Genomic DNA, 22,665 nt, shown 5'->3' with positions numbered 1-22,665 from the left:
CCCTCTCCCCTCCGGAGAGGGGGCCGGGGTGAGGGGCCGCCGCTTGCCGCAACCTTCCACCCATGCGCCGGTGGGAGCGGCCTCCGGCCGCGATCAAGCCACACGCGAACTCCTCCATTCCACCGGACAGCCCGGAGCCGCCCCATGAGCGACAAGCTGTTCCAGTTCCTCAGCCTGCCGCGGCAGACCCCGCGCACCGTGCCGGTGGCGATCCGCGTGCTCGGCTACGGCGAGATCGCCGGCGACTTCGCGCCGCCGGAGGCCGCCGCGCAGGCCGGCCGCTGCATCGACTGCGGCAACCCGTACTGCGAGCACGCCTGCCCGGTGCACAACTACATCCCCAACTGGCTGAAGCTGGTGCAGGAGAACCGCCTGTTCGAGGCGGCCACGCTGATGCACGAGACCAACCCGCTGCCGGAGATCTGCGGCCGCGTGTGCCCGCAGGACCGCCTGTGCGAGGGCGCCTGCACGCTGGAGCAGGGCGACTTCGGCGCGGTGACCATCGGCAGCGTCGAGCGCTGGGTGGTGGACGAGGCGTTCCGCCAGGGCTGGCGGCCGGACCTGTCGCGCGTGCGCGAGACCGGCCGCCGCGTCGCCGTGGTCGGCGCCGGCCCCGCGGGCCTGGCCTGCGCCGACCGCCTGCGCCGCGCCGGCGTGGCGGTGGACGTGTACGACCGCCAGCGCGAGATCGGCGGCCTGCTCACCTTCGGCATCCCGCCGTTCAAGCTCGACAAGCAGGTGGTGCGCACGCGCCGCGCGGTGCTGGAGGAGATGGGCGTGGCCTTCCGCCTCGGCGTGGAGATCGGCCACGACCTGCCGTTCCGCGAGCTGCTGGAAAGCTACGACGCGGTGTTCGTGGGCACCGGCGCCTACACCTACGTGGACGGCAAGCTGCCCGGCCGCGAGCTGCACGGCGTGCACGACGCGCTGCCGTTCCTGATCGCCAACGTCGACCGCCTGCTCGACGACGCGCCGCCGCCGCCGCTGCTCGACCTCAAGGGCAAGCGCGTGGTGGTGCTGGGCGGCGGCGACACCGGCATGGACTGCAACCGCACCGCGGTGCGCCTCGGCGCCGCCTCGGTCACCTGCGTGTACCGCCGCGACGAGGCCAGCATGCCCGGTTCCGCGCGCGAGGTGGGCTACAGCCGCGAGGAGGGCGTGCAGTTCCTGTTCAACCGCCAGCCGGTCGCGCTGCTCGGCGAGGACGGCCGCGTCGGCGCGGTGCGCGTGGTGGCCACCGAGCTGCACGACGACGGCAGCGGCCGCCTGGCCCCGCGCAACGTGCCGGGCAGCGAGGCGGACCTCCCCGCCGACGTGGTGATCCAGGCCTTCGGCTTCCGCGCCAGCCCCGCGCCGTGGTTCGCCGAGTTCGGCATCGCGGTGGACAAGGACGGCCGCGTGCTCGCCGGCGGCGAGGGCCGCCTGCCGTTCCAGACCACCCACCCGCAGGTGTTCGCCGGTGGCGACAACGTGCGCGGCGCGGACCTGGTGGTGCGCGCCGTGCACGACGGCCGCGAGGCGGCGGCCTCCATCGTGCGGATGCTGCAACGGGTCGAAGCCCCCGCGCTCGCCCACGCCTGACGCCTCCATTCGATCCTCAGCGTAACTCCCTCTCCCCTTCGGGGAGAGGGTCGGGGTGGGGGCCACTCTTGCGATACGGTGCCCTACCTCGCCGCCCCGCCACCGCGGCCGAAGGCCGTTTCCACAGGGTTGCGGCAAGCCCTGTGGGCCTCCGGCCGCGACGGATGCCCGCCCCGCAAAGGCTTCAGACGCAACACCCCCAAGCTATCCTGCAACCATCCGACCACGGCACCACGGAACCCGCCCATGCGCCTCGGCCTCGCCGCCAACCAGCTCCACCACGCCCACGCCGACGCCGCGCTGTTCCGCTGGCTGCGCGCCTGCGAGGCGGGCATCCGCGAGCTGGAGCTGGGCCTGCATGCGGTGGGCCGCACCTACGACGCCATCCTGCGCAGCGGCCACCTGGAAGGCTACGCGCCGCTGCGCCGCTACCCCTACGGCCGCGAGGGCGGCCTGATGAAGCTGGTCGCCGAGGTGGTGGGCCTGGACGGCGGCCGCACGCTGGACGGGGCGATCTACCTGATCGACCCGGTCGATCCCTCCTCGATCTTCCCCGAGGCGGTGGCGCTCAAGCGCCAGTGCGTGATCCACGGCAAGCCCTTCGTCTCCACCGTGGCCTCGGCGCGCGACTGGATCGAGGCCGAGCGCATCCACGCCGGCCTTGCCCCCGATCCCGCCGCCGACGTTTTCCATGCGCTGGAGTCGCAGACCGTCGCGCTGATCGCCCACGACGCGATGAAGCCGGACATGCTGGCCTTCGCCGACGCCGCCTTCGACGTGCTCTCGCGCTATGCGCGGCGCATCGCCACCGGCACCACCGGCCAGCAGCTCAACGAGCTGGCCTGGGGCCGCGGCTGGCCGCGCGACACGCCGTGGGTGGAGCGCTACCGCAGCGGTCCCATGGGCGGCGACGCGCAGATCGCCGACCTGGTGCTGGAGCGCCGCTGCCAGCGCGCGATCTTCTTCGAGGACCCGCAGGTCGCGCGCCAGCACGAGGCCGACATCCAGCTGCTGGAACGCGCCGTCACCACCCGCACCGACGAGGCCGTGTGCATCACCTCGCCGCGCGTGGCGGCGCGCTGGGTCGAGGCGGTGCGGCGGCGCACGGCGAAGCGATAGCGTCAGAGCCAGGAGACGTAGGCCAGGCGCGAGGCAGGCAGACGATCGGCAGCGGAGGGTAGCCGCGTCAATCGGCACGCCGCATGGCGGGACGGCCGGCTTGGCAGCCGAGTGAGCGGTGCGCTTCGTGGACCGTATGGGACGGACGCAGGGCATGGCCTTACCCTTGGCCGATGCCCAGTCACGCTCTCCTTGCGCCATGTGCCTGATCGCCTTCGCCTGGAACGCCCACCCGCGCTGGCGCCTGCTGCTGGCCGGCAACCGCGACGAGTTCCACGCGCGTCCCAGCGCGCCGCTCGCGCGCTGGACCGACCTGCCGATCATCGGCGGCCGCGACCTGGAGGCCGGCGGCACCTGGCTCGGCGTCACCGACGCCGGCCGCTGCGCGGTGGTCACCAACGTGCGCGACCCGCGCGATCCGCAGCGCGGCGCCTCGCGCGGCCTGCTCGCCACCGACTACCTCGCCGGCGCGGCGGACGCGCGGGCGCACGCGCAGGCCCTGCTCGCCACCGCCGCCGACTACCGTCCCTTCAACCTGCTCACCTTCGACGCCCGCGACGCCTTCTACCTCGGCAACCGCCCCGAGCCGCGCGCGCAGGCCGTCACGCCCGGCATCCACGGCCTCTCCAACGCCGACTTCAACACCCCGTGGCCCAAGACCCGCTTGCTGATGCGGCGCCTCGCGGCCTGGCTCGACGCCGGCGGCGAGGACGACTTCGCCCCGCTGTTCGCCGCGCTGGCCGACCAGACGCATCCGCCCGACGCCGAGCTGCCCGACACCGGCGTGGGACTGGAGCGCGAGCGCATGCTGTCGAGCGCCTTCATCCGTGGCGAGCACTACGGCACGCGGGCGAGCACCGTGGTCGCCATCGGGTACGACGGCGCGGGGCGGATCGTGGAGCGGCGGTTCGGGCCGGAGGGGATATTCGAGGGAGAGTCGGCGTCAGGAATTGGTTTGCCCGGATAAGCGGTCTGGCTTGCCGGGTGCCGTCATTTGGGTAGTCGAGACCCGGAGCGGGTTCCGCTTCACCCCTCCGGGAACTCCCCATCCACATAGAACCACCGCCCGTCCTCCCGCACGAACCGGCTGACCTCGTGCATGCGCTGGGCCTTGCCGCCGCCGTAGCGCAGGCGGGCGACGAACTCGACCACGGCGCGGTCGCCGTCGGCCTCGTGGCGCTTCACGTCGAGGCCCAGCCAGGTGGGGACGGGCTGCTGCGCGGCGAGCTTGAGGTGGGCGGGCCGGGTGGAGGGGTGCCAGGTGGCGAGCAGGTAGTCCTCGCGCTTGAGCACGTAGGCGCTGTAGCGCGAGCGCATCAGCGCCTCGGCGTCGGGCGCCGGCGCGCCCTCGTGCAGCGGGCCGCAGCAGCTGGCGTAGCCGGCGGGGTTGCCGCAGGGGCAGGGGGTGAGGGTGTCGATGGCGCGCAAGGTCGCGGTTCCGTGCATGGCCCGTCCATCCTCGCCGCCCGGCGCGCAAATGCAAGGGGCGACCGTGCCGGAAGTCATGTCGGGCGGCGCGGCGGGCTGGCGTAAAGTGCCGGAGGGAACCCCGGCCGGGCCTCGCATGGCGTCATGCCCGCGCGAGCGGGCATCCGGAGCGTTGTCGCAAGAAGCCGCTGGATTCCAGCTTGCGCTGGAATGACGGCCTTCGGGTCCGTGGGCCGTGGCGGCCCCCGGGCAAGCAGGCGAGGGCTGCGGGTTTCTCCTCGATCGATGCCTTGCACGGAACGCGCTCCCCACCCCACGGATGTTCCACCGCCGGCCGCGGCAACGGCCGGTCCCGCAGCGGAGGTTTGCCCATGCCGTCCGGTCGTTCCCTGCTCGTCCTTTCCGTCCTTGCCGCCGCGCTGTCGGCCGGCCTCGCCGCGGCGCAGACCGCGCCGCTCACGCCGGACATCCCGGCGAAGTTCGACGCGCCCGTCGCGGCCAACGACTACGTCAAGCGCGAGGTGATGATCCCGATGCGCGACGGGGTGAAGCTGCACACCGTCATCGTGATCCCCAAGGGCGCGCACGACGCGCCGATCCTGCTCACCCGCACGCCGTACAACGCCAGCGGCCGCGCCGAGCGGCTGCTCTCGCCGCGCATGCTCGACACCCTGCCGCAGGGCGACGAGGTGTTCGTCAGGGCCGGCTACATCCGCGTGTTCCAGGACGTGCGCGGCAAGTACGGCAGCGAGGGCGACTACGTGATGACGCGCCCGTTGCGCGGCCCGCTCAACTCCAGCGAGGTGGACCACTCCACCGACGCCTGGGACACCATCGACTGGCTGGTGAAGCACCTGCCCGAGTCGAACGGCCGCGTCGGCATGCTCGGCTCCTCCTACGAGGGCTTCACCGTGGTGATGGCGCTGGTGAACCCGCACCCGGCGCTGAAGGTGGCCGCGCCGGAGAGCCCGATGGTGGACGGCTGGATGGGCGACGACTGGTTCCACTACGGCGCCTTCCGCCAGACCAACTTCGACTACATCCGCGGCCAGACCGCGCAGAAGGGCAAGGGCGACGGCGTGCCGCGCGCGGGCTTCGACGACTACGCCAACTTCCTCGCCGCCGGCAGCGCGGGCGACTACGCGCGCGCCAACGGCTTCGAGCAGCTGCCGTTCTGGCGCAAGCTGCACGAGCACCCGGCCTACGACACGTTCTGGTCGGAACAGGCGCTGGACAGGGTGATGGCCAAGCAGCCGCTCAAGGTGCCCACCCTGTGGCTGCAGGGCCTGTGGGACCAGGAGGACATGTGGGGCGCCATCCACTGCTACGAGGCGGTGGAGCCGAAGGACAAGGGCAACAGCATGAACTTCCTGGTGATGGGCCCGTGGCGGCACAGCCAGGTGAACTACGACGGCAGCGCGCTGGGGCCGCTGCAGTGGAAGGGCGACACCGCCGAGGAGTTCCGCCGCGACGTGCTGCTGCCGTTCTTCAACCAGTACCTGGTGGCGGGCGCGCCCAAGGCGGACACGCCGCCGGTGCTGATCTACAACACCGGCGAGAACCACTGGGACCGCTACCGGCACTGGCCGCTGTCGTGCGACCGGGGCTGCGCCTCGAAGCCGCGGCCGCTGTACCTGGAGGCCGGCGGCAGGCTCTCCTTCACCGCGCCCGCCGCGGGCGAGGCGAAGTACGACGAGTACGTCTCCGACCCGGCCAAGCCGGTGCCCTACCAGCCGCGCCCGGTGCACTTCGCCGACCACGAGGCGTGGACGCGCTGGCTGCTCAACGACCAGCGCTTCGTCGACGGCCGCCCGGACGTGCTCACCTACGTCAGCGAGCCGCTCGCCAAGCCGCTGCACCTGGGCGGCGCGCCGCAGGTGAACCTGGTGGCCTCCACCAGCGGCAGCGACAGCGACTGGGTGGTGAAGCTGATCGACGTGTACCCGGACTCGGTGCCGTCGAATCCCGCAATGGGCGGCTACGAGCTGCCGATCGCGCTGGACATCTTCCGCGGCCGCTACCGCGAGAGCTTCGCCGAGCCCAAGGCGATCACGCCCGACACGCCGCTGGCCTACGGCTTCCGCCTGCCCACGGTGAACCACGTGTTCCAGCCCGGCCACCGCATCATGGTGCAGGTGCAGTCCACGCTGTTCCCGCTGTACGACCGCAACCCGCAGACCTTCGTGCCCAACATCTTCGACGCCAGGCCCGGCGACTACGTGAAGGCCACGCAGCGCGTGTGGCACGCGCCGGGGCAGGCCAGCTACGTCAGCCTGCCGGTGGTGGAGGAGCGCTGAGGGCGGGCGCATGCGCCCGCCCGTGCCGCGACGGGACCGCCGCCTGACGGTGGCGGCGGCCGTGCCGCTCGCGCTCGCGGGCGCCGCGGCGGCGGCGCAGCAGGCCGCGCCGCTGCCGGCGGTGCAGGTGAACGCCACGCGGCTGGACATCCCGCCGTTCGACCTGCCCGCCGCGCTGAGCGTGGTGTCGGCGGCGCCGGCGGACGCGGGGTTGCCGGGCGTCAATCTCTCGGAAGTGCTGACCGGCGTGCCCGGCATCCTCGCCCGCGACCGGCAGAACTACGCGCAGGACGAGCAGCTCTCGATCCGCGGCTTCGGCGCGCGCGCCACCTTCGGCGTGCGCGGCATCCGCCTGTACGTGGACGGCGTGCCGGCCACGCTGCCGGACGGGCAGGGCCAGGTCTCGCACTTCAACCTGGACGCGGCCGAGCGCGTGGAGGTGCTGCGCGGGCCGTTCTCGGTGCTGTACGGCAACGCGGCCGGCGGCGTGGTGCAGCTGTGGAGCGCGCCGGGCACGGCGACGCCGCAGACCGTGCTGGGCGTCGACGGCGGCAGCCACGACAGCTTCCGCTACAGCGTCGACACGCGCGGCACGGCCGGCGCGCTGGACTACAACGTCGCCGCCGCGCAGTTCCTCGCCGGGGGCTACCGCGCGCACAGCCGGGTGGACCGGCGCAGCGCGCACGCGCGGCTGGGCTTCGACCCCGGCCGCGGGCGGCAGCTGGTGCTGGTGCTGGACGGCTTCGACCAGCTGCGCGCGCAGGACCCGCTGGGCCTCACCGCCGCGCAGGTGCGCGCCGACCCGCGCCAGGCCGATCCCGCGGCGATCCGCTTCGACACGCGCAAGAGCACGCGGCAGGGCCAGGCCGGCCTGGTCTACGCCTGGCGGCCGGAGCAGGCCGACGAGATGCGCGCGATGGTCTACTACGGCCAGCGGCGGATCGAGCAGTACCAATCCATCCCGGTGGCGACGCAGGCCGATCCGCTGCAATCCGGCGGCGTGGTGGCGCCGGCGACGAACTACGGCGGCGTCGACGCGCGCTGGACGCACCGCGGCGAGCTCGCCGCGCGCGCCTACGAGTTCGTGCTGGGCCTGGGCGGCGACTACCAGCGCCAGCGCCGGCTCGGCTACGAGAACTTCCTCGGCGACGCGCTGGGCGTGCGCGGCCGGCTGCGCCGCGACGAGAACGACAACGCCGCCGACGTCGACGCCTACGCGCAGTGGTACTGGCGCGTCGCGCCGCGCTGGACGCTGCTGCTGGGCCTGCGCCGCGACGCGGTGCGCTTCGCCGAGCACGACTTCTACGTCACGCCGGCCAACCCCGACGACAGCGGCCACGTGCGCTACGCCGCCACCACGCCGGTGGCCGGCGTGCAGTTCCGCCCGGCCGACGCGCTGCGGTTTTATGTCAGCTACGGCCGCGGCTTCGAGACGCCCGGCTACAACGAGCTGGGCTACCGCAGCGACGGCCGGCCCGGGCTGGCCTTCGACCTGCGCCCGGCGCGCAGCCGCCACTACGAGGCGGGCGTGAAGTGGCGGGCGAGCCGTGCGCTGGAACTCGACGCCGCGGCGTTCCGCGCCGATACCCGCGACGAGCTGGCGGTGGCGAGCAGCCTCGACGGCCGCACCACCTACCGCAACGTGGGCGCCACGCGCCGGCAGGGCGTGGAGCTGTCGCTCGACGGCGAGCTGGCGCCACGCTGGCGGCTCGCCGCCGCCTACACGCACCTGGACGCGCGCTTCGGGCGCGGCTTCCTCGCCTGCACCGGCACGCCGTGCGCGACCGCGGCCACGCCGATCCGCGCCGGCACGCGCCTGCCCGGCGTGCCCGCCGACTACGGCTCGCTGCGCCTGGCGCACGGCGGCGCGCTGGGCTGGCGCGAGGGCCTCACGCTGAGCGCGACGGGTGCGACCACGGCCAACGACGCCGGCACCGCGCGCGCGGCCGGCTACGCGCTGCTCGGGCTGGACGCGGCCTACGTCCTCGCGCTGGGCGAGGGCGCGCGGCTGCAGCTGAGCGCGCGCGTGGACAACCTGGCCGACTGCCGCTACATCGGCTCGGTGATCGTCAACGACGGCAGCGGCCGCTACTTCGAGCCCGGCCCCGGGCGCAGCTGGATGCTGGGGGCGCGGCTGGCGTTCTAGCGCGGGAACGCGCCTGGCCCGGGCCTGCGGCCGCGTACCGCACCTTCGCGCCGATGCCCGCGGCACGCGGCCTGCGCCGTGCGCACGGGTCACAGCGTCGGCGCCGGCATGGCGCGCAGCTGATCCTGGTCAATAAGCCCGCCGGTCCGCGGCGCGATGCTGGCCGCGTCGTTCCGGGAGGTCCGCCATGAACACGACGATGAAGGCCGCGGTGGTGCGCGCGTTCGGCCAGCCGCTGGCGATCGAGGAAATGCCCGTGCCGCGCCCCGGCCCCGGCGAGCTCCTGGTGAAGGTCGCCGCCTGCGGCGTCTGCCACACCGACCTGCACGCCGCGCAGGGCGACTGGCCGGTGAAGCCCAGCCCGCCGTTCATTCCCGGCCACGAGGGCGTGGGCGAGGTGGTGGCGGTGGGCGCGGGCGTCGCCCACGTGAAGGAGGGCGACCGCGTGGGCGTGCCCTGGCTGTATTCGGCCTGCGGCCACTGCGAGCACTGCCTGGGCGGCTGGGAGACGCTGTGCGAGGCGCAGCGCAACACCGGCTACTCCGTCAACGGCGGCTTCGCCGAGTACGTGCTGGCCGACGCCGGCTACGTGGGGCACCTGCCGCGTGGCGTGGGCTTCGTCGAGATCGCGCCGGTGCTGTGCGCGGGCGTCACCGTGTACAAGGGCCTCAAGCAGACCGGGGCGCGGCCCGGCCACTGGGTGGCGGTGTCCGGCATCGGCGGCCTCGGCCACATGGCGGTGCAGTACGCCAGCGCGATGGGCTGCAACGTGGCCGCGGTGGACGTGGACGACGACAAGCTGGCGCTGGCGCGCCGGCTCGGCGCCGCCGTCACCGTCAACGCGCGCGACACCGATCCGGCGGCGTACCTGAAGAAGGAGATCGGCGGCGCGCACGGCGTGCTGGTGACCGCGGTGTCCACGCGCGCCTTCGAGCAGGCGCTGGGCATGGTCCGCCGCGGCGGCACGGTGTCGCTGGTGGGGTTGCCGCCGGGCAGCTTCGCGCTGCCGATCTTCGACGTGGTGCTGGGTGGCATCACCGTGCGCGGCTCCATCGTCGGCACCCGGCTGGACCTGCAGGAGGCGCTGGACTTCGCCGCGCAGGGCAAGGTGGCCGCCACCGTGGGCACCGCGCGGCTGGAGGACATCAACGCGGTGTTCGGACGCATGCGCGAGGGCCGCATCGAGGGCCGCGTGGTGCTGGACTTCTCCTGAGCATGGGAGAGGGGCGCTGCGCCCGGCGGCCCGCGGGGGCGGCCGCCGGGCCGTGGCGTTTCGTCGTGCTGCGGGGATGCGCGAGTCGGTGGTGGAGTGACCCGGGCGCCTCCGTGGGCGGCCTTGTGGGAACAACCCTGGGGGAGCGGCCTCCGGCCGCGATGGCCCCGGCGCGAAGCGCGCAGGACGCCCGCGCGGCAGCAGCAGGCCATCCCGTGACCGCGAGGCTTGGGCAGGCCTTGTCGCCACTGGATTCCGGCTGCGCCGGAATGACGAGCAGAAAAGCCCCGGCATGAGCCACTGCCAAGCGCCATCAACGCGCCGGACGGTTCCGGCCAGGCCGGCAGGGTCGCGCGGGAAGAACAGCCCGACCCTCCGCCACCCGCCTCAGCCCGCGCGACGCGGCGAGACGATCAGCGGCGCGAGGTCATAGCCCATCCGCCGCGCCCGCGCCTTCAGCTCGTCGAACCGCTGGCGCGGCATCTGCGGCTCGCGGCCGAGGATCCACAGGTGGCGGCGCTTCGGCTCGCCGATCACCGCCCAGCGGTAGTCCTCGTCCAGCGCGATCACCCAGTAGTCGCGCCACGCGGCCGGCAGCCAGCCGAGCCAGCGCGGCGCGAGGCGCAGCCGGAGCTGGGCCGGTTCGAGCTGCGGTTCCGGGCGCACCGCCGTGCCGTCGATGCTGCGCGTGCGCCCGTCCGCGCCGGTGCAGGCGCCGTGCACGCCGAGGCTGCCGTCCGCGCGCTGCTCGTAGGCGACGATGATGTCGCGGTCGCCCTCGCGCTGGAAGCGCACCGGCAGCCGCGCGATCTCGTGCCACAGGCCGGCGAAGCGCTCAAGGTCGAGCCGCGCCACCGCCTCCACCGGGCGCGGCGCGGTGCTCGGCGGGATCACCGTGTCGGTCGGCGGCTTGGTGGGCGTCCATGGCGTGGCGCGCAGGCTCATCGCAGACTCCCGGCGGAAGGGCGGAGGCCCATCAAGCCTCGCGCGGCATCAAGCCGGCGTCAACGCGCGCCGAGCCGCCACAGGCGCAGCAGGTTGTGCGCCGGCATCGCCAGCTCCCGTTGCAGCGCGAAACCGTGCAGGCGCGCCAGCGCGTCCACCGCCGCCGCGTCGCGCACGCCCATGTGCGCGGCCTGCGCGCGCAGCCGGGCGTCGAAGGCGGCGTTGCTCGGGCTGGTCGGGCGGCCGTCGCGGTGGAACGGGCCGTAGACCGCCAGCAGGCCGCCGGGAACGAGTGCGCCCGCAAGGCGCTCGAACATCCGCGCCACGTCCTCCCACGCCATGATGTGCAACGTGTTGGCGCTGAACGCCGCGTCGTAGGGGCCGCGCGGCCAGGTGCCGCCGACGTCCAGTTCGAGCGGCGGCGGCGTGTTCGGCAGCGCGGCCTCGTCCAGCCAGAGGCGGATGCCGGGCAGCTGTTCCGCGCGGTCGGAGCACTGCCAGCGCAGATGCGGCATCGCGGCGGCGAAGTGCACGGCGTGCTGGCCGGTGCCGCTGCCGATCTCCAGCACGGCGCGGCGGTCGGCGAACCACTCGCGCAGCGCCGCCAGGATCGGCCCGCGGTTGCGCTCGCAGGCGGCCGAGAACGGCCGGTCCATCGAATTTCAGGCGGGATGGCCGCGCAGCACCCGCGCCGGCAGCATCAGCAGCGCGCCGAGGAAGGCGAACACCGCGCTCACCGTGATGCCGACCAGCCGCAGCGGCAGGCAGACCAGCCACACGATGGGATAGAGCACCAGCGCCAGCAGCGCGATCGGCCAGCAGAACACCAGCAGCAACAGCCAGAGCAGGAAGGCGACCATGGGCAGCGGCCTCGCGGGGGGAAGGGCGTGCGGCGACTCTAGCGCGGCCGTCGCCGGCGCGCAGGTGGCATCAGTCACCCTTGCGCACCGGCGGCAGCGCCCGGAGCCTGTTCAAAGTCTTCCGGGGAAGGCCAGGAAGGCCGGCTGGATGAATCGCGGCGGGTTTGGCGGTAGCGTTCGGCCGCTGGCGGTCTCGCACCGGATCGATCGCGGCCGGAGGCCGCTCCCACCGGGGCCTTCGCAAGCCTTGTGGGAGCGGCCTCCGGCCGCGATGCATGCCGCGTCGTCGTGGACCGACGTCCACGCCCCGCTCCTCGGCGCGTGGGTCCTCGGGCGCTCAGTGCATCGGGTCCACGCCGATCAGCACGCGGTGCAGCCAGAACGCGAACAGTGCCCACAGCGCCACGCCGGCGACCACGGCGACCAGGTCGCCGCGCAGGCCGCCCGGCGGGTAGACCGTGCCCTCGCGGCGGTCGCGCCGGCGCGCCGCGGCGTACAGCGCCACGCTCCACAGCAGGAAGGGGCCGAACAGCACCACGTCGTGCAGCATGCCGGCGGCGAGCAGGTGGCCGAACGACCACACCTTCACCGCCAGCGTCTGCGGGTGGTGCAGCCTCGCCTTGATCCGGTTGCCCGGCACGCGCGCGGCGGCCAGCAGCACGAACGCCACCAGGGTGAACAGCGCGTTGAGGTGCGCCAGCCACAGCGGCGGCGCGTACAGCAGCACCGGCTGGCGCCGCGCCAGCCCGAAGCCCCAGCAGATCAGCACGAAGCCGGCGAGCGCGCCCACCGAGTACAGCGCCTTCCAGCGCATCGGCCCCAGCCGCGCGACCTGCCGGCCGCGCCAGTCGTCGGCGAAGATGCGGATGGAGTGCAGGCCGAGGAAGAGCACGAGGCCGAGGATCAGCACGGGCATGGGGGACTCCGGTAGCGGCGGCTGCGGCGAGTATAGGCATGATCGGCGCCCGGTTCCGTGCCGTAACGGTATCGGTTCCGTGGGCGCCATTCCGGCGCAGGCCGGAATCCAGGGACGACGAGGCCTGCTCAAGCCTCGCGGTCGCGGCATGCCTGCCGCGCCTATCTGCCGTGCAGGCGTCCTGCGCGCTCCGCGCTGGGCCAATCGCGGCCGGAGGCCGCTCCCACAAAGGTCGCCCCCACGAAGGCCGCTCCCCCAGGGGCTGCTCCCGCAAGGCCGCTCCTGCAAGAAGGCGGCGCCGGCGCGGCGGCGCCTCAGGCCCGCTCGATCACCCGCCGGAACGGCGGCAGCGCGCGCAGCATGCCGGCGCCGTAGCGCTTGGTGACCACGCGGCGGTCGAGCAGCACGATGCGGCCGCGGTCGGCCTCGCTGCGGATCAGGCGGCCGCAGTACTGGGTGAGCAGGCGCGTCGCCTCGGGCACGCTCACCTCCAGGAACGGGTTGCGGCCGCGCGATTCCAGCCATTCCGCGTAGGTGGCGCCGACCGGGTCGGTGGGCACCGCGAAGGGGAGCTGGGTGATCACCACCGTCTCGCACAGCCGGCCGGGCAGGTCCAGGCCCTCGCCGAACGAGGCCAGGCCGAACAGCGTGCTGCCCTTGCCGGCCTCCACCGCGGCGACGTGCTCGGCGATCAGCTGCGCCTTGCCCAGCGAGCCCTGCGCGCGCACCTTGCGCACCTTGTCCAGCGGCAGCAGCTGCAGCACGCGGTCGAGCTTGGCGCGCGAGGTGAACAGCACCAGGTTGCCGGCGTCCCAGTCGAGGTGGGCGGCGAGCCAGTCGCTCACCGCGCGCGCGTGCTCCTCGCGCGCGTCGGGCAGCGCGTCCAGCGCGGGCACCTCCAGGCTGGCCTGCGCGGCGAGGTCGAACGGCGAGGGCAGGCTCAGCGTCACCGCCTCGTCGGGCAGGCCCACCGCGTCGGCGTAGCCACGGAAGCTGCCGCCCGCGCTGAGCGTGGCCGAGGTCAGCACCACCGCGCTGGCGTTGCCCCACAGCACCTCGCGCAGCAGGCCCGCGGCCGACACCGCCGAGGCGTGGCAGACCAGCTGCTGGTCGGCCGCCAGGGTGACCCAGCGCGCCAGCGGCGGCGCGTCCTCGGCGTCCCCGGTGCTCCACGCGCGCCAGGTGTCGAGCTGGTTGCCGATGCGCTCCAGCGCCATGCCCAATTCGCGCGACAGCGCCTCCTGGGTGGGGCCGCCCTCGCTCATCTCCACCACCGCGCGGCGCACCGCGCCGAGCCAGCGCTGCACCTCGGCGGTGAGCAGGTACAGGCCCTGCGCGTGCGCCGCCCAGGCTTCCGGCAGGCGGCCCAGCGAGCCGCGGAACATCGGTTCGCGCTCGGCCGGGTCGGGCAGCCAGCCGAGGCGGATCTCCTTCTCCAGCGCCTCCAGCGCGTCGCTGAGCTCCTGCAGCTTGGCGTCGCCCGCGTCGAGCGCGAGCTTGCCCAGCGTCTCCTTGTCGGTGAGCGAGTAGGCCGCGTGCACCTGCCGGCCCAGCCGGCTCAGCTGGCGCACCGCGGCGCCCAGGTACACCTCCGAGGCGCCGCGGTCGATCGCCTTGGCCGGCACGCGGTGGGCCTCGTCGAACACGTACAGGGTCTCCTCCGGCTTGGGCAGGATCACCCCGCCGAAGCCGTCCTGCCCGTTGGGCATGGTCAGGTCGGCCAGCACCAGGTCCTGGTTGGCCACCACGATGTCGGCGTCGCCGATCGCGCGGCGCGCGGCGAACAGCGGGCAGACCGCGAAGTAGCCGCAGCGCCGCCCGGTGCAGCCGCCGGAGCTGGTGGTGACCAGTGGGCGCAGGACGTCGCCCACCGGCGCGGGCGCGGCGTCGATGTCGCCGTTCCACTCGCCCTTGTCGAAGGCGGCGGCGAGCCGGCCCAGCGCCTGCTTGTCCTGCTCCTGCGGCGGCTTGCTCCACAGCGCGAGGTCGTCGCCCAGGCCCAGCCCGAGCTGGGCGCTGCCGGCCAGGCTGTTCTGCGCCATGCGCAGGTTGCGCAGGCACAGGTAGCGGCCCATGCCCTTGGCCAGCGCCACCTTGGCCTCGCGGCCGTCGAGCTTGAGGTAGAGCGGGATGTCGCGCTCCACCAGCTGCTCCTGCAGCGCCACCGTGGCGGTGGCGATCAGCAGCTTCTTCTTCTGCGCGCGTGCCACCTCCATGCCGGCGACCAGGTAGGCCATCGACTTGCCGGTGCCGGTGGGCGCCTCGATCGCCGCCGCGCCGCCCTCGGTCGCCAGCGCCTTGGCGACCTCCGCGATCATCCGCCCCTGCGCGACGCGCGGGCGGAAGCCGGGCAGGCCTTCCTTCAGGCGCGCGTAGGCGGCGCGGATGGCGTCCTTGGTGGCGTCGGTGAGCATCGGGCGGGGCGGGATCGGGCCGACGATTCTAGCCGCTGCCCGGGCCCCGCGCCGCCGCTCAAGCCGGCGGCGGTTCCGCCGATCCCGTGGTTGCGGCTGCCGGGCGGTTGCGCGCTACCATCGCGGCAAAGGCGGGGGCGCGCCGCCGCCGCAGGTCCGCGCAGATCCCAACGGCAGACTATCCGTGCGATGAGCCAGCAGCGCATCCCGCAGGACCGGCAGGACGACGCGGCGACGCGGCTGGCCTGGCTCGGCCGCCTGATCGGGGCGACCTCGCCGGAGGCGGTCGCCGCGCTGGTGGTCGAGCGCGCCGAGGCGCACGCCGGCGGCGCCTCGGCGCGGCTGGTCTGGCAGGACCCGGCGCCGGGCGTCTACCGCGGCAGCCACGGCGAGCCCGCGCACGCGGACGTGCTGCAGCTCAGGAACCTGCTGCGCGAGGCGGCGGGCCTGCGGCTGGACGGCGACCGCCTGGCGCTGCGCCTGCGGCCCGACCTGGCCGCCGCGCTGCTGCTGGAGGTGCGCGACGGCGCCGCGGCGGCGGCGCTGCAGGCGGCGCTGGCGCCCGACCTCGAGCTGGCCGGCCGCCAGCTGCGCCAGGCGCTGGCGCTGGCCGAGCTGCACGACTCGCACCGCCAGCTGGAGCGCTCCGAGAGTCTGCAGCGCGCGCTGTTCGCGATCTCCGACCTGGCCGGCTCCGACCTGGAGATGCCCGAGCTGCTGCGCGGCATCCACGGCATCGTCAGCATGCTGATGTACGCGGAGAACTTCTACATCGTCCGCTACGACGCCGAGCGCGGCACGCTGCGCTTCCTCTACTTCGCCGACGTGGCCGACCCCGGCGGCGTGGACACCACGCGCGAGATGCCGCTGGGGGCCTGGCGCGGCTCGCTCACCTGGCACCTGCTCACCGGCGGGCGCGCGCTGATGGGCAGCTCGGAGGAGCTGGCCGCGCAGGTGGACGGGCCGCTGAACGTGATCGGCCCGGACAGCGAGGACTGGCTGGGCGTGCCGATGCTGCGCGAGCACCGCGTGCAGGGCGCGCTGGTGGTGCAGAGCTACCGGCCGGGCATCCGCTACACCGGCGAGGACCGCGCGCTGCTCGCCTTCGTCGGCAGCCACATCCTCACCGCGCTGGAGCGCAAGCAGAGCAAGGACGAGCTGGAGCAGCGCGTGCGCCAGCGCACGCAGGAGCTGGCCGAGGCCAACCGCGGCCTGCAGCAGGAGGTGCTGGAGCGCCAGCGCGCCGAGCGGCTGCAGGAGGCGCTGTTCCGGCTCGCCCAGCTGGCCACCGCCGACATCGGCGAGGGCACGTTCTACGAGCGCGTGCACGCGGTGGTGGGCCGCCTCATCGACGCGGAGAACTTCTTCATCGCCCTGCTCGACGACGAGCGTCGCCGGCTGGAATTCCCCTACTACGTCGACGCCGGCGTGCGGCGCACGCTGAGCCGCCCGCTCGGCCGCGGCCTGAGCGAATACGTGCTGCGGCGGGGGCGGCCCTGGCTCGGCCGCCGCAGCGACATCGAGGCGCTGTACGCCGCCGGCGAGGTGGTGCCGCACCACATCGGCGCGCCGTCCACCTGCTGGCTGGGCGTGCCGCTGCGGGTGGACGAGGAGGTGATCGGGCTGGTCGCGGTGCAGAGCTACGACGAGGGCCACGGCTACGGCCCGGCCGAGCAGGAGCTGCTCGGCTTCGCCGCGCTGCAGATCGCCAACAGCATCTACCGGCGCCGCTCCGCGGTCGCGCTGCGCCAGTCCAAGCAGCAGCTGGAGCAGCGCGTGGCCGAGCGCACGCAGGAGCTGCGCGCCGAGATCGCCCGGCGCGAGCACGCCCAGCAGCTGCTGCGCCACCAGGTGATGCACGACCCGCTCACCGGCCTGCCCAACCGCGGCCTGCTGCGCGAGCGGCTGGAGGCGCTGCTGGAGCGCGCGCAGCGCGAGCCCGGCCGCCGCTGCGCGCTGCTCTACCTGGACGTGGACCGCTTCAAGGTGATCAACGACAGCCTCGGCCACCTGGCCGGCGACAGCTTCCTCAAGGCGGTGGCCGAGCGGCTGGTGCAGTGCGTGCGCGAGCCGGACCTGGTGGCGCGCCTGTCGGGCGACGAGTTCGCCATCCTGCTGGAGGACGCCGGGCAGGTCGCGGCGGTGGAGCAGGTGGCGCGGCGCGTGCTGCGGGCGCTGGCGCGGCCGCTGCAGCTGGCCGGGCGCGAGCTGGAGCCCTCGGCCAGCATGGGCATCGCCATCGGCGGGGAGGCGCACCTGCAGGCCGACGCGCTGCTGCGCGACGCCGACATCGCGCTGTACCGCGCCAAGGAGCTGGGGCGCAAGCGCTACGTGCTGTTCGACGAGACGCTGGCGCGCGACGCCGAGGACGTGCTCACGCTGGAGGGCGAGCTGCGCCAGGCGCTGCAGCGCGGCGAGTTCGAGCCGTACTTCCAGCCGATCTGCCGGCTCGACGGCGGCGGGATCGTGGGCTACGAGGCGCTGCTGCGCTGGAACCACCCGCGCCGCGGCGTACTGGCGCCGGGCGAGTTCCTGCGCGTGGCGCAGGACAGCGGGCAGATCGAGGCGATCGACTGGCAGCTGTTCGCGCGCGCCTGCGAGCGCTTCGCCGCGTTCGGCGGCGGCGGCTACCTCACCGTCAACGTGGCGCCGCTGCACCTGCGCCACGCCGACTTCGACCGCCGCCTGCTGGCCATGCTCGAGCGCAGCGGCCTGGCGCCGTCGCGGCTGGCGATCGAGGTGACCGAGGGTGCGCTGCTGGACGACACCGGCCGCGTGCGCGCGATCCTGGAGCGGCTGCACGCGGTCGGCGTGGAGGCGGCGCTGGACGACTTCGGCACCGGCTATTCCTCGCTGAGCTACCTGCACGCGCTGCCGCTGCGCAAGCTGAAGATCGACCGCGCCTTCGTGCAGATGCTCGACCACGAGGCGCCGGACAGCGGCACCGCGGTGGTGGCGGCGATCCTGGCGCTGGCGCGCGCGCTGGGGATCGAGGTGATCGCCGAGGGGGTGGAGACGGCGACGCAGGCCGAGGCGCTGCGGGCGATGGGGTGTGCTTACGGGCAGGGGTATCTGCTGGGCAGGCCCGGGGTGGCGGAGGGATGGTTGGGGCGGGAGGGGTAGTGGCGCGCCGTTGAAGCCGTGGCGCGTCATTGGAACTGGCGTCGTTCCCGCGTCAGCGGGAATCCATGTTGCTTTTTTTTGGTGTGGCTGCCGCCTGCTACGAGCCCGGTCGGAACCTGGGCCGCCTCCGGCGGGGTTCCGCCTGCCGACGGGCGGGCTACTTCTCTTTGCTTGCCCACGCGCGCGCTTGGAGCGCGAGCGAACGGCGAAGCCGGCCCGAAGGGCGGAGGGCCACCCTCCGGGCTTTTCCGCCACCCACCCGCCGCGCCATAGGGGCCCCGAAGAGCAGCGCGCTTCCTGCGCGCACGCCTCACGCTCGCTGCGCGAGCGAGAAGCGGGAGGCGAGGGACGAGAGGCGAGCAGCGAGTGGTGAGAAGTGAGTGGTGGGGCGAATCAGGGCGGGACTTTCGGACGTGCCGCGCCTTGCTCCCTCTCCCCTCCGGGGAGAGGGCTGGGGTGAGGGGCGGGGCTCGTGAAAGCATGGCCATTCCTGGAAACGCAACGCCGCCACGCCAGTGCCCCTTTGTTCGAGGGGGCCGTCCCCTCACCCGCCCACGATATCCCGCGCCACCGCCTCCGCCACGCGGATGCCGTCCACGCCCGCCGAGAGGATGCCGCCCGCATAGCCGGCGCCCTCGCCGGCGGGGAACAGGCCGCGGGTGTTGAGGCTGTGCAGGTCCTCGCCGCGGCGGATGCGCACCGGCGAGGAGGTGCGCGTCTCCACCCCGGTGAACACCGCGTCGGGCCGGTCGAAGCCGCGAATCTGCCGGCCGAAGGCGGGCATCGCCTCGCGGATCGCCTCGACCGCGTAGGCCGGCAGCGCGTCCGCCAGCGAGCCCAGCGTCACGCCGGGCTTGAACGAGGGCAGCACCTCGCCGAGCTGCGTCGAGGGACGGCCGGCGACGAAGTCGCCGACCAGCTGGCCGGGCGCGTTGTAGTCGCCGCCGCCCAGCTCGAAGGCGCGGCTCTCCAGCGCCCGCTGCAGCGCGATGCCCGCCAGCGGGTGCACCGCGCCCTCGCGGGAGGCGGGGTCGAACGGCACGAAGTCGGCCGGCTCGACGCCCACCACGATCGCCGCGTTGGCGTTGCGCTCGTTGCGCGAGTACTGGCTCATGCCGTTGGTGACCACCCGGCCCGGCTCGCTGGTGGCGGCCACCACGGTGCCGCCGGGGCACATGCAGAAGCTGTACACGCCGCGTCCGTTCCTCGCGTGGTGCACCAGCTTGTAGTCGGCGGCGCCCAGCAGCGGATGGCCGGCCTGCGGGCCGAAGCGCGCGCGGTCGATCATCGACTGCGGGTGCTCCACGCGGAAGCCGATCGAGAACGGCTTGGGCTCCAGGTACACGCCGCGCGCGTGCAGCATGGCGAAGGTGTCGCGCGCGCTGTGGCCCAGCGCCAGCACCACGTGGTCGCTGCGCAGCTCCCCGCCGCCGGCCAGGCGCACGCCGCGCACGCGGCGCGCGCCGGCGGCGTCCGTTTCGACGAGCAGGTCTTCCACCCGCTGCGAGAAGCGGATCTCGCCGCCCAGCGACTCGATGCCGGCGCGCATGTTCTCCACCATCGACACCAGCCGGAAGGTGCCGATGTGCGGCTTGCTGACGTAGAGGATCTCCTCCGGCGCGCCCGCGGCGACGAACTCGGTGAGCACCTTGCGGCCGTAGTGGTGCGGGTCGGAGATCTGGCTGTACAGCTTGCCGTCGGAGAACGTGCCCGCGCCGCCCTCGCCGAACTGCACGTTGGACTCGGGATGCAGGTTGCGCTTGCGCCACAGGTCCCAGGTGTCCTTCGTGCGCTCGCGCACCGCCTTGCCGCGCTCGAGCACGATCGGGCGGAAGCCCATCTGCGCCAGCACCAGCGCGGCGAAGATGCCGCACGGGCCGAAGCCGACCACCAGCGGGCGGTGCGCCAGCCCGGCCGGCGCCCGCGCGACGAAGCGGTAGCGCGTGTCCGGCGTCGGCTGCACGTGGCGGTCGTCCCCGAAGCGCGCCAGCAGCGCGGCCTCGTCGTCCACCTCCAGGTCCAGCGTGTAGACCAGCAGGATCGCGCCGCGCCGGCGCGCGTCGTAGCCGCGGCGGAACACGGTGAGCTGGCGCAGCGCCGCCGGCGCGATGCCCAGCCGCGCGCAGGCCGCCGCGGGCAGCGCCTCGGCGGGATGGTCGAGCGGCAGCTTGAGGTCGGTCAGTCGCAGCATGCGGGCGGGCGCCGGGAAACGGGTGGCGATTTTCGCATGCGCGCCGCGCACGCGGCTGGCGCGCTCAGCGCCGCGCCAGCCGCTCCGCCAGCCGCAGCGCGTCGAACGGCGCTGCGCCCCTGGCGTCGTTGTCGAAGTAGCAGTACACGTCCCGCGACTTGCGCTTGGGCGGCGGGGCGCGGCTCGCGGTGCAGGCACCGCGCGGCTGGCCGCCGCGGGCCCAGGCGCGGATGCGGCGCGCCCAGCCGTCCAGCGCGGCGTTGCCGTAGCCGCTGGCGTAGAGCTCGGTGTCGCCGTGCAGGCGCAGGTACATGAAGCCGGCGGTGACGTCCTCCAGCCGCGGCCAGCGGCCGGCGCTGTCGGCCACCGCCAGCGCCACGCGGTGCCGGCGCAGCTGCGCCACGAAGTCCGCGCAGGCGTAGCTGCCGTGGCGCACCTCCACCGCGTGGCGCAGGCGGCGGTTGCGCGGCGCCGCGAGGTCCGCCTCCGCCACGTGGCGGTCGTGCCGCCGCGCCAGCGCACGCGCCGCGGCGAAGTCGCGCGGCAGCCGCGCGAGGAAGCCTTCCAGCCGCTCCGGCTCGTAGGCCAGGCCGGGCGGGAACTGCCACAGCAGCGGGCCGAGCTTGCCGCGCAGCGCCAGCACGCCGGAGGCGAAGAAGTTGGCCAGCGGCGCCTCGACGTCGCGCAGCCGCTTCACGTGGGTAACGAAGCGCGGCCCCTTCACCGCGAACACGAAGCCGCGCGGCGTGGCGTCGTGCCAGCGCCGGTAGCTCGACGGGCGCTGCAGCGCATGGAACGAGCCGTTGAGCTCGACGCTGGGGAAACGCCGCGCGGCGTAGGCCAGCTCCTCCCGCTGCGGCAGGCCCGGGGGATAGAAGCGCCCGCGCCACGCGGCGTAGCGCCAGCCGGAGATGCCGATGCGCAGCGTCATGCGCGTTGCGCGGCGCGGCGGACGGAAGGAGGGACGGGCCGGACGGTCGCCATGCCGCGCACGATGGGCGCGCCGGCGTCGAGGCCGCGTGGCTGCACCGTGGGAGCCTGTTCACGCGCCCGCGCCAGGAGTCGTCCGCGCGGGTCAAGAGCGCGAAGGAGTGGGCGCCGGTCCGCGACGGCGCGAGTAGGGCGAGGGTCGGAGTATCGCGGCCGGAGGCCGCTCCCGCAGGGTCTTCGCAAGCCCTTGTGGGATGGCCTCCGGCCGCGATCAACCTGACGCGCGGCCGTCGACGACCCCGACGCCAGCACGTGCAGCGCGCGTGCACGGTCGGCGCCGGTTCATGCCCGCGAGGCCGGATTGACGGCCTGTCCACGGGCGGGGTGGAAAGGTCGGGCAGGTGCGGGCGCGCACCGCGTCCGCCCCAGCCGGAGGGCCCTTCCCCATGCCCGAGAAACGCACCCGCCAAGCCGCCGCCCGCGACAGGCGCGAGGGCAAGTCGCCCAGCACCCGGGCCGGCGAGTTCGTCCGCGAGGAGATCGAGCACGTGCGCCACGGCAAGCACGGCGCGCGCTCGGCCCGGCAGGCGATCGCGATCGGCCTGTCCAAGGCGCGCCGCGCCGGGGTCGAGGTGCCGGCGAAGAAGACCGCCAGCGCCGCCGCGCGCAAGCGCGCCGCCCGCGACGAGCAGGCCGGCGAGCACCCGCACAAGCCGGCGGCCACGCGCTCGCGCGCGACCAGCCGCGCGCTGGAGAAGGAAGGCCGCGCCGCGGCGTCGAAGCGCGCGCTGGCCGGCCATGCCCGCAAGAGCGCCGCCAGGCGCGGCGCCGCCGCGCGCTCGGCCGCCGCGAAGAAGGCCGTGCGGACCAAGGGCGCTGCCGGCCGCTCGGCGGCGGCGAAGAAGGCGGCCCGCACGCGGGCGCGGCGCGCGCACGCGCGCTGAGCCGCCACAGGCTCCCTCACCGGCCCGCGGCGCGGCGGCGCCGCCGGGCTCAGCTGCGCCCGAGGAAGTCGTTCTTGCCGAGCTCGGCGCCGGCCTTGCGCAGGATCGCGTAGGCCGTGGTGCAGTGGAAGAACACGTTGGGGATCACGAAGTGCAGCAGGTAGGCCTGCCCCTCGAAGTGGAGCTCGCCGCTGCGCATCCTCAGGGTGATCGGGCGCGTCTCGCTGCCGTCGATCTGCTCCGGCACGAAGCCCTTCAGGTACTCGACCACGCGGTCCAGCCGGGCGTACAGCTCGGCCAGCGTGGTCTCGTTGTCCTCGATCACCAGCGGATCGACGCCGGCCAGGCGCGCGGCGCCGTTCTTGGCCATGTCGGTGGCGATCTGCACCTGCCTGACCAGCGGCAGCATGTCGGGGATCAGCCGGGTCTGCAGCAGCACCTCGTCGCTGACGTTCCGGGCCTTGGCGTGCGCCTCGCCCTTGCGCAGCACGTGGCGCAGGTTGGTCAGCGCGCGGATGAACACGGGAACGGAGGCCTGGTACATCGAGAGGGTCATGG

The 22,665-nt window shown here is 74.2% G+C and carries 17 protein-coding genes; 8 read left to right on the top strand and 9 right to left on the bottom strand.

All coding sequences use genetic code 11. From position 1 onward, the window contains the following. The first annotated feature begins 144 nt into the window (after nucleotides 1-144). The 3 genes from C7456_RS10580 (at nucleotide 145) to C7456_RS10570 (ending at nucleotide 3,667) form a co-directional block, all read left to right on the top strand. Complete coding sequence (locus C7456_RS10580) at nucleotides 145-1,581, top strand: FAD-dependent oxidoreductase (protein ID WP_109723719.1); 1,437 nt, start codon at nucleotides 145-147, stop codon at nucleotides 1,579-1,581. 246 nt (nucleotides 1,582-1,827) lie between these two features. After that, on the top strand, nucleotides 1,828-2,700 hold the full coding sequence (locus tag C7456_RS10575; RefSeq protein ID WP_109723718.1) for a methylglyoxal synthase: 873 nt from the start codon (nucleotides 1,828-1,830) through the stop codon (nucleotides 2,698-2,700). Nucleotides 2,701-2,899: 199 nt separating this feature from the next. Further along, a complete protein-coding gene (locus tag C7456_RS10570) occupies nucleotides 2,900-3,667 on the top strand; it encodes an NRDE family protein (protein WP_109723717.1) in 768 nt (255 codons plus the stop codon). A 59-nt stretch (nucleotides 3,668-3,726) separates the two neighbouring features. Here C7456_RS10570 and C7456_RS10565 read toward each other — a convergent pair whose 3' ends face one another. Next, nucleotides 3,727-4,146, bottom strand: coding sequence for a YchJ family protein (locus C7456_RS10565; protein WP_211306307.1), 420 nt, complete (start codon nucleotides 4,144-4,146; stop codon nucleotides 3,727-3,729). A 353-nt stretch (nucleotides 4,147-4,499) separates the two neighbouring features. Here C7456_RS10565 and C7456_RS10560 point away from each other — a divergent pair, with 353 nt between their 5' ends. From C7456_RS10560 to adhP, 3 genes are all read left to right on the top strand, one after another. Then, entirely contained in the window at nucleotides 4,500-6,425 is a 1,926-nt protein-coding gene (locus C7456_RS10560) for a CocE/NonD family hydrolase (RefSeq protein ID WP_109723716.1), read from the top strand. Between the two features lie 10 nt (nucleotides 6,426-6,435). Beyond that, nucleotides 6,436-8,571: a TonB-dependent receptor family protein gene (locus C7456_RS10555; RefSeq protein ID WP_109723715.1), complete on the top strand. Its 2,136-nt coding sequence runs from the start codon at nucleotides 6,436-6,438 to the stop codon at nucleotides 8,569-8,571. A 187-nt stretch (nucleotides 8,572-8,758) separates the two neighbouring features. Further along, on the top strand, nucleotides 8,759-9,784 hold the full coding sequence (gene adhP, locus C7456_RS10550) for an alcohol dehydrogenase AdhP (RefSeq protein WP_109723714.1): 1,026 nt from the start codon (nucleotides 8,759-8,761) through the stop codon (nucleotides 9,782-9,784). Between the two features lie 387 nt (nucleotides 9,785-10,171). Here adhP and C7456_RS10545 read toward each other — a convergent pair whose 3' ends face one another. The 5 genes from C7456_RS10545 to dinG all read right to left on the bottom strand — a co-directional run bounded on the left by C7456_RS10545 (nucleotide 10,172) and on the right by dinG (nucleotide 14,919). Then, nucleotides 10,172-10,729, bottom strand: coding sequence for a lipocalin family protein (locus C7456_RS10545; RefSeq protein WP_109723713.1), 558 nt, complete (start codon nucleotides 10,727-10,729; stop codon nucleotides 10,172-10,174). Nucleotides 10,730-10,788: 59 nt separating this feature from the next. Then, nucleotides 10,789-11,385 carry a DUF938 domain-containing protein gene (locus C7456_RS10540; protein ID WP_109723712.1) on the bottom strand — a complete coding sequence of 199 codons (597 nt, stop codon included), beginning with the start codon at nucleotides 11,383-11,385 and terminating at the stop codon, nucleotides 10,789-10,791. Nucleotides 11,386-11,391: 6 nt separating this feature from the next. After that, a complete protein-coding gene (locus tag C7456_RS10535) occupies nucleotides 11,392-11,589 on the bottom strand; it encodes a hypothetical protein (protein ID WP_109723711.1) in 198 nt (65 codons plus the stop codon). Nucleotides 11,590-11,926: 337 nt separating this feature from the next. Then, nucleotides 11,927-12,505 (bottom strand): NnrU family protein, encoded by a 579-nt coding sequence (locus C7456_RS10530; protein WP_109723710.1) that lies wholly within the window; start codon nucleotides 12,503-12,505, stop codon nucleotides 11,927-11,929. 314 nt (nucleotides 12,506-12,819) lie between these two features. Further along, complete coding sequence (gene dinG, locus C7456_RS10525) at nucleotides 12,820-14,919, bottom strand: ATP-dependent DNA helicase DinG (RefSeq protein ID WP_109723709.1); 2,100 nt, start codon at nucleotides 14,917-14,919, stop codon at nucleotides 12,820-12,822. A 189-nt stretch (nucleotides 14,920-15,108) separates the two neighbouring features. On the opposite strand from dinG, the gene C7456_RS10520 reads away from it, so the two are divergent. Beyond that, entirely contained in the window at nucleotides 15,109-18,042 is a 2,934-nt protein-coding gene (locus C7456_RS10520) for a putative bifunctional diguanylate cyclase/phosphodiesterase (protein ID WP_109723708.1), read from the top strand. A gap of 544 nt (nucleotides 18,043-18,586) precedes the next feature. On the opposite strand, the gene C7456_RS10515 is transcribed toward C7456_RS10520, so the two are convergent. Together C7456_RS10515 and C7456_RS10510 are read right to left on the bottom strand one after the other, a co-directional pair. Further along, a complete protein-coding gene (locus tag C7456_RS10515) occupies nucleotides 18,587-20,233 on the bottom strand; it encodes an NAD(P)/FAD-dependent oxidoreductase (RefSeq protein WP_109723707.1) in 1,647 nt (548 codons plus the stop codon). 64 nt (nucleotides 20,234-20,297) lie between these two features. Next, nucleotides 20,298-21,164 (bottom strand): DUF72 domain-containing protein, encoded by an 867-nt coding sequence (locus C7456_RS10510; RefSeq protein ID WP_109723706.1) that lies wholly within the window; start codon nucleotides 21,162-21,164, stop codon nucleotides 20,298-20,300. 445 nt (nucleotides 21,165-21,609) lie between these two features. On the opposite strand from C7456_RS10510, the gene C7456_RS10505 reads away from it, so the two are divergent. Next, the gene (locus C7456_RS10505; RefSeq protein ID WP_109723705.1) at nucleotides 21,610-22,107 is read left to right on the top strand and encodes a DUF6496 domain-containing protein; all 498 of its coding nucleotides are present in this window, start codon (nucleotides 21,610-21,612) and stop codon (nucleotides 22,105-22,107) included. A gap of 49 nt (nucleotides 22,108-22,156) precedes the next feature. Here C7456_RS10505 and C7456_RS10500 read toward each other — a convergent pair whose 3' ends face one another. Then, on the bottom strand, nucleotides 22,157-22,663 hold the full coding sequence (locus C7456_RS10500) for a DUF1993 domain-containing protein (protein WP_109723704.1): 507 nt from the start codon (nucleotides 22,661-22,663) through the stop codon (nucleotides 22,157-22,159). Nucleotides 22,664-22,665: the final 2 nt, after the last annotated feature.

Source organism: Fulvimonas soli (assembly GCF_003148905.1).
In the GTDB taxonomy this organism is placed as follows: Bacteria; Pseudomonadota; Gammaproteobacteria; order Xanthomonadales; family Rhodanobacteraceae; genus Fulvimonas; species Fulvimonas soli.
The sequence above is the reverse complement of the archived record's forward strand: the minus strand, read 5'-3'. Positions and strand labels throughout refer to the sequence as shown.

Coding starts and splice junctions, on each gene's coding strand:
- C7456_RS10580 (WP_109723719.1), top strand. CDS start 145: ATGAGCGACAAGCTGTTCCAGTTCCTCAGCCTGCCGCGGCAGACCCCG.
- C7456_RS10575 (WP_109723718.1), top strand. CDS start 1,828: ATGCGCCTCGGCCTCGCCGCCAACCAGCTCCACCACGCCCACGCCGAC.
- C7456_RS10570 (WP_109723717.1), top strand. CDS start 2,900: ATGTGCCTGATCGCCTTCGCCTGGAACGCCCACCCGCGCTGGCGCCTG.
- C7456_RS10565 (WP_211306307.1), bottom strand. CDS start 4,146: ATGCACGGAACCGCGACCTTGCGCGCCATCGACACCCTCACCCCCTGC.
- C7456_RS10560 (WP_109723716.1), top strand. CDS start 4,500: ATGCCGTCCGGTCGTTCCCTGCTCGTCCTTTCCGTCCTTGCCGCCGCG.
- C7456_RS10555 (WP_109723715.1), top strand. CDS start 6,436: ATGCGCCCGCCCGTGCCGCGACGGGACCGCCGCCTGACGGTGGCGGCG.
- adhP (WP_109723714.1), top strand. CDS start 8,759: ATGAACACGACGATGAAGGCCGCGGTGGTGCGCGCGTTCGGCCAGCCG.
- C7456_RS10545 (WP_109723713.1), bottom strand. CDS start 10,729: ATGAGCCTGCGCGCCACGCCATGGACGCCCACCAAGCCGCCGACCGAC.
- C7456_RS10540 (WP_109723712.1), bottom strand. CDS start 11,385: ATGGACCGGCCGTTCTCGGCCGCCTGCGAGCGCAACCGCGGGCCGATC.
- C7456_RS10535 (WP_109723711.1), bottom strand. CDS start 11,589: ATGGTCGCCTTCCTGCTCTGGCTGTTGCTGCTGGTGTTCTGCTGGCCG.
- C7456_RS10530 (WP_109723710.1), bottom strand. CDS start 12,505: ATGCCCGTGCTGATCCTCGGCCTCGTGCTCTTCCTCGGCCTGCACTCC.
- dinG (WP_109723709.1), bottom strand. CDS start 14,919: ATGCTCACCGACGCCACCAAGGACGCCATCCGCGCCGCCTACGCGCGC.
- C7456_RS10520 (WP_109723708.1), top strand. CDS start 15,109: ATGAGCCAGCAGCGCATCCCGCAGGACCGGCAGGACGACGCGGCGACG.
- C7456_RS10515 (WP_109723707.1), bottom strand. CDS start 20,233: ATGCTGCGACTGACCGACCTCAAGCTGCCGCTCGACCATCCCGCCGAG.
- C7456_RS10510 (WP_109723706.1), bottom strand. CDS start 21,164: ATGACGCTGCGCATCGGCATCTCCGGCTGGCGCTACGCCGCGTGGCGC.
- C7456_RS10505 (WP_109723705.1), top strand. CDS start 21,610: ATGCCCGAGAAACGCACCCGCCAAGCCGCCGCCCGCGACAGGCGCGAG.
- C7456_RS10500 (WP_109723704.1), bottom strand. CDS start 22,663: ATGACCCTCTCGATGTACCAGGCCTCCGTTCCCGTGTTCATCCGCGCG.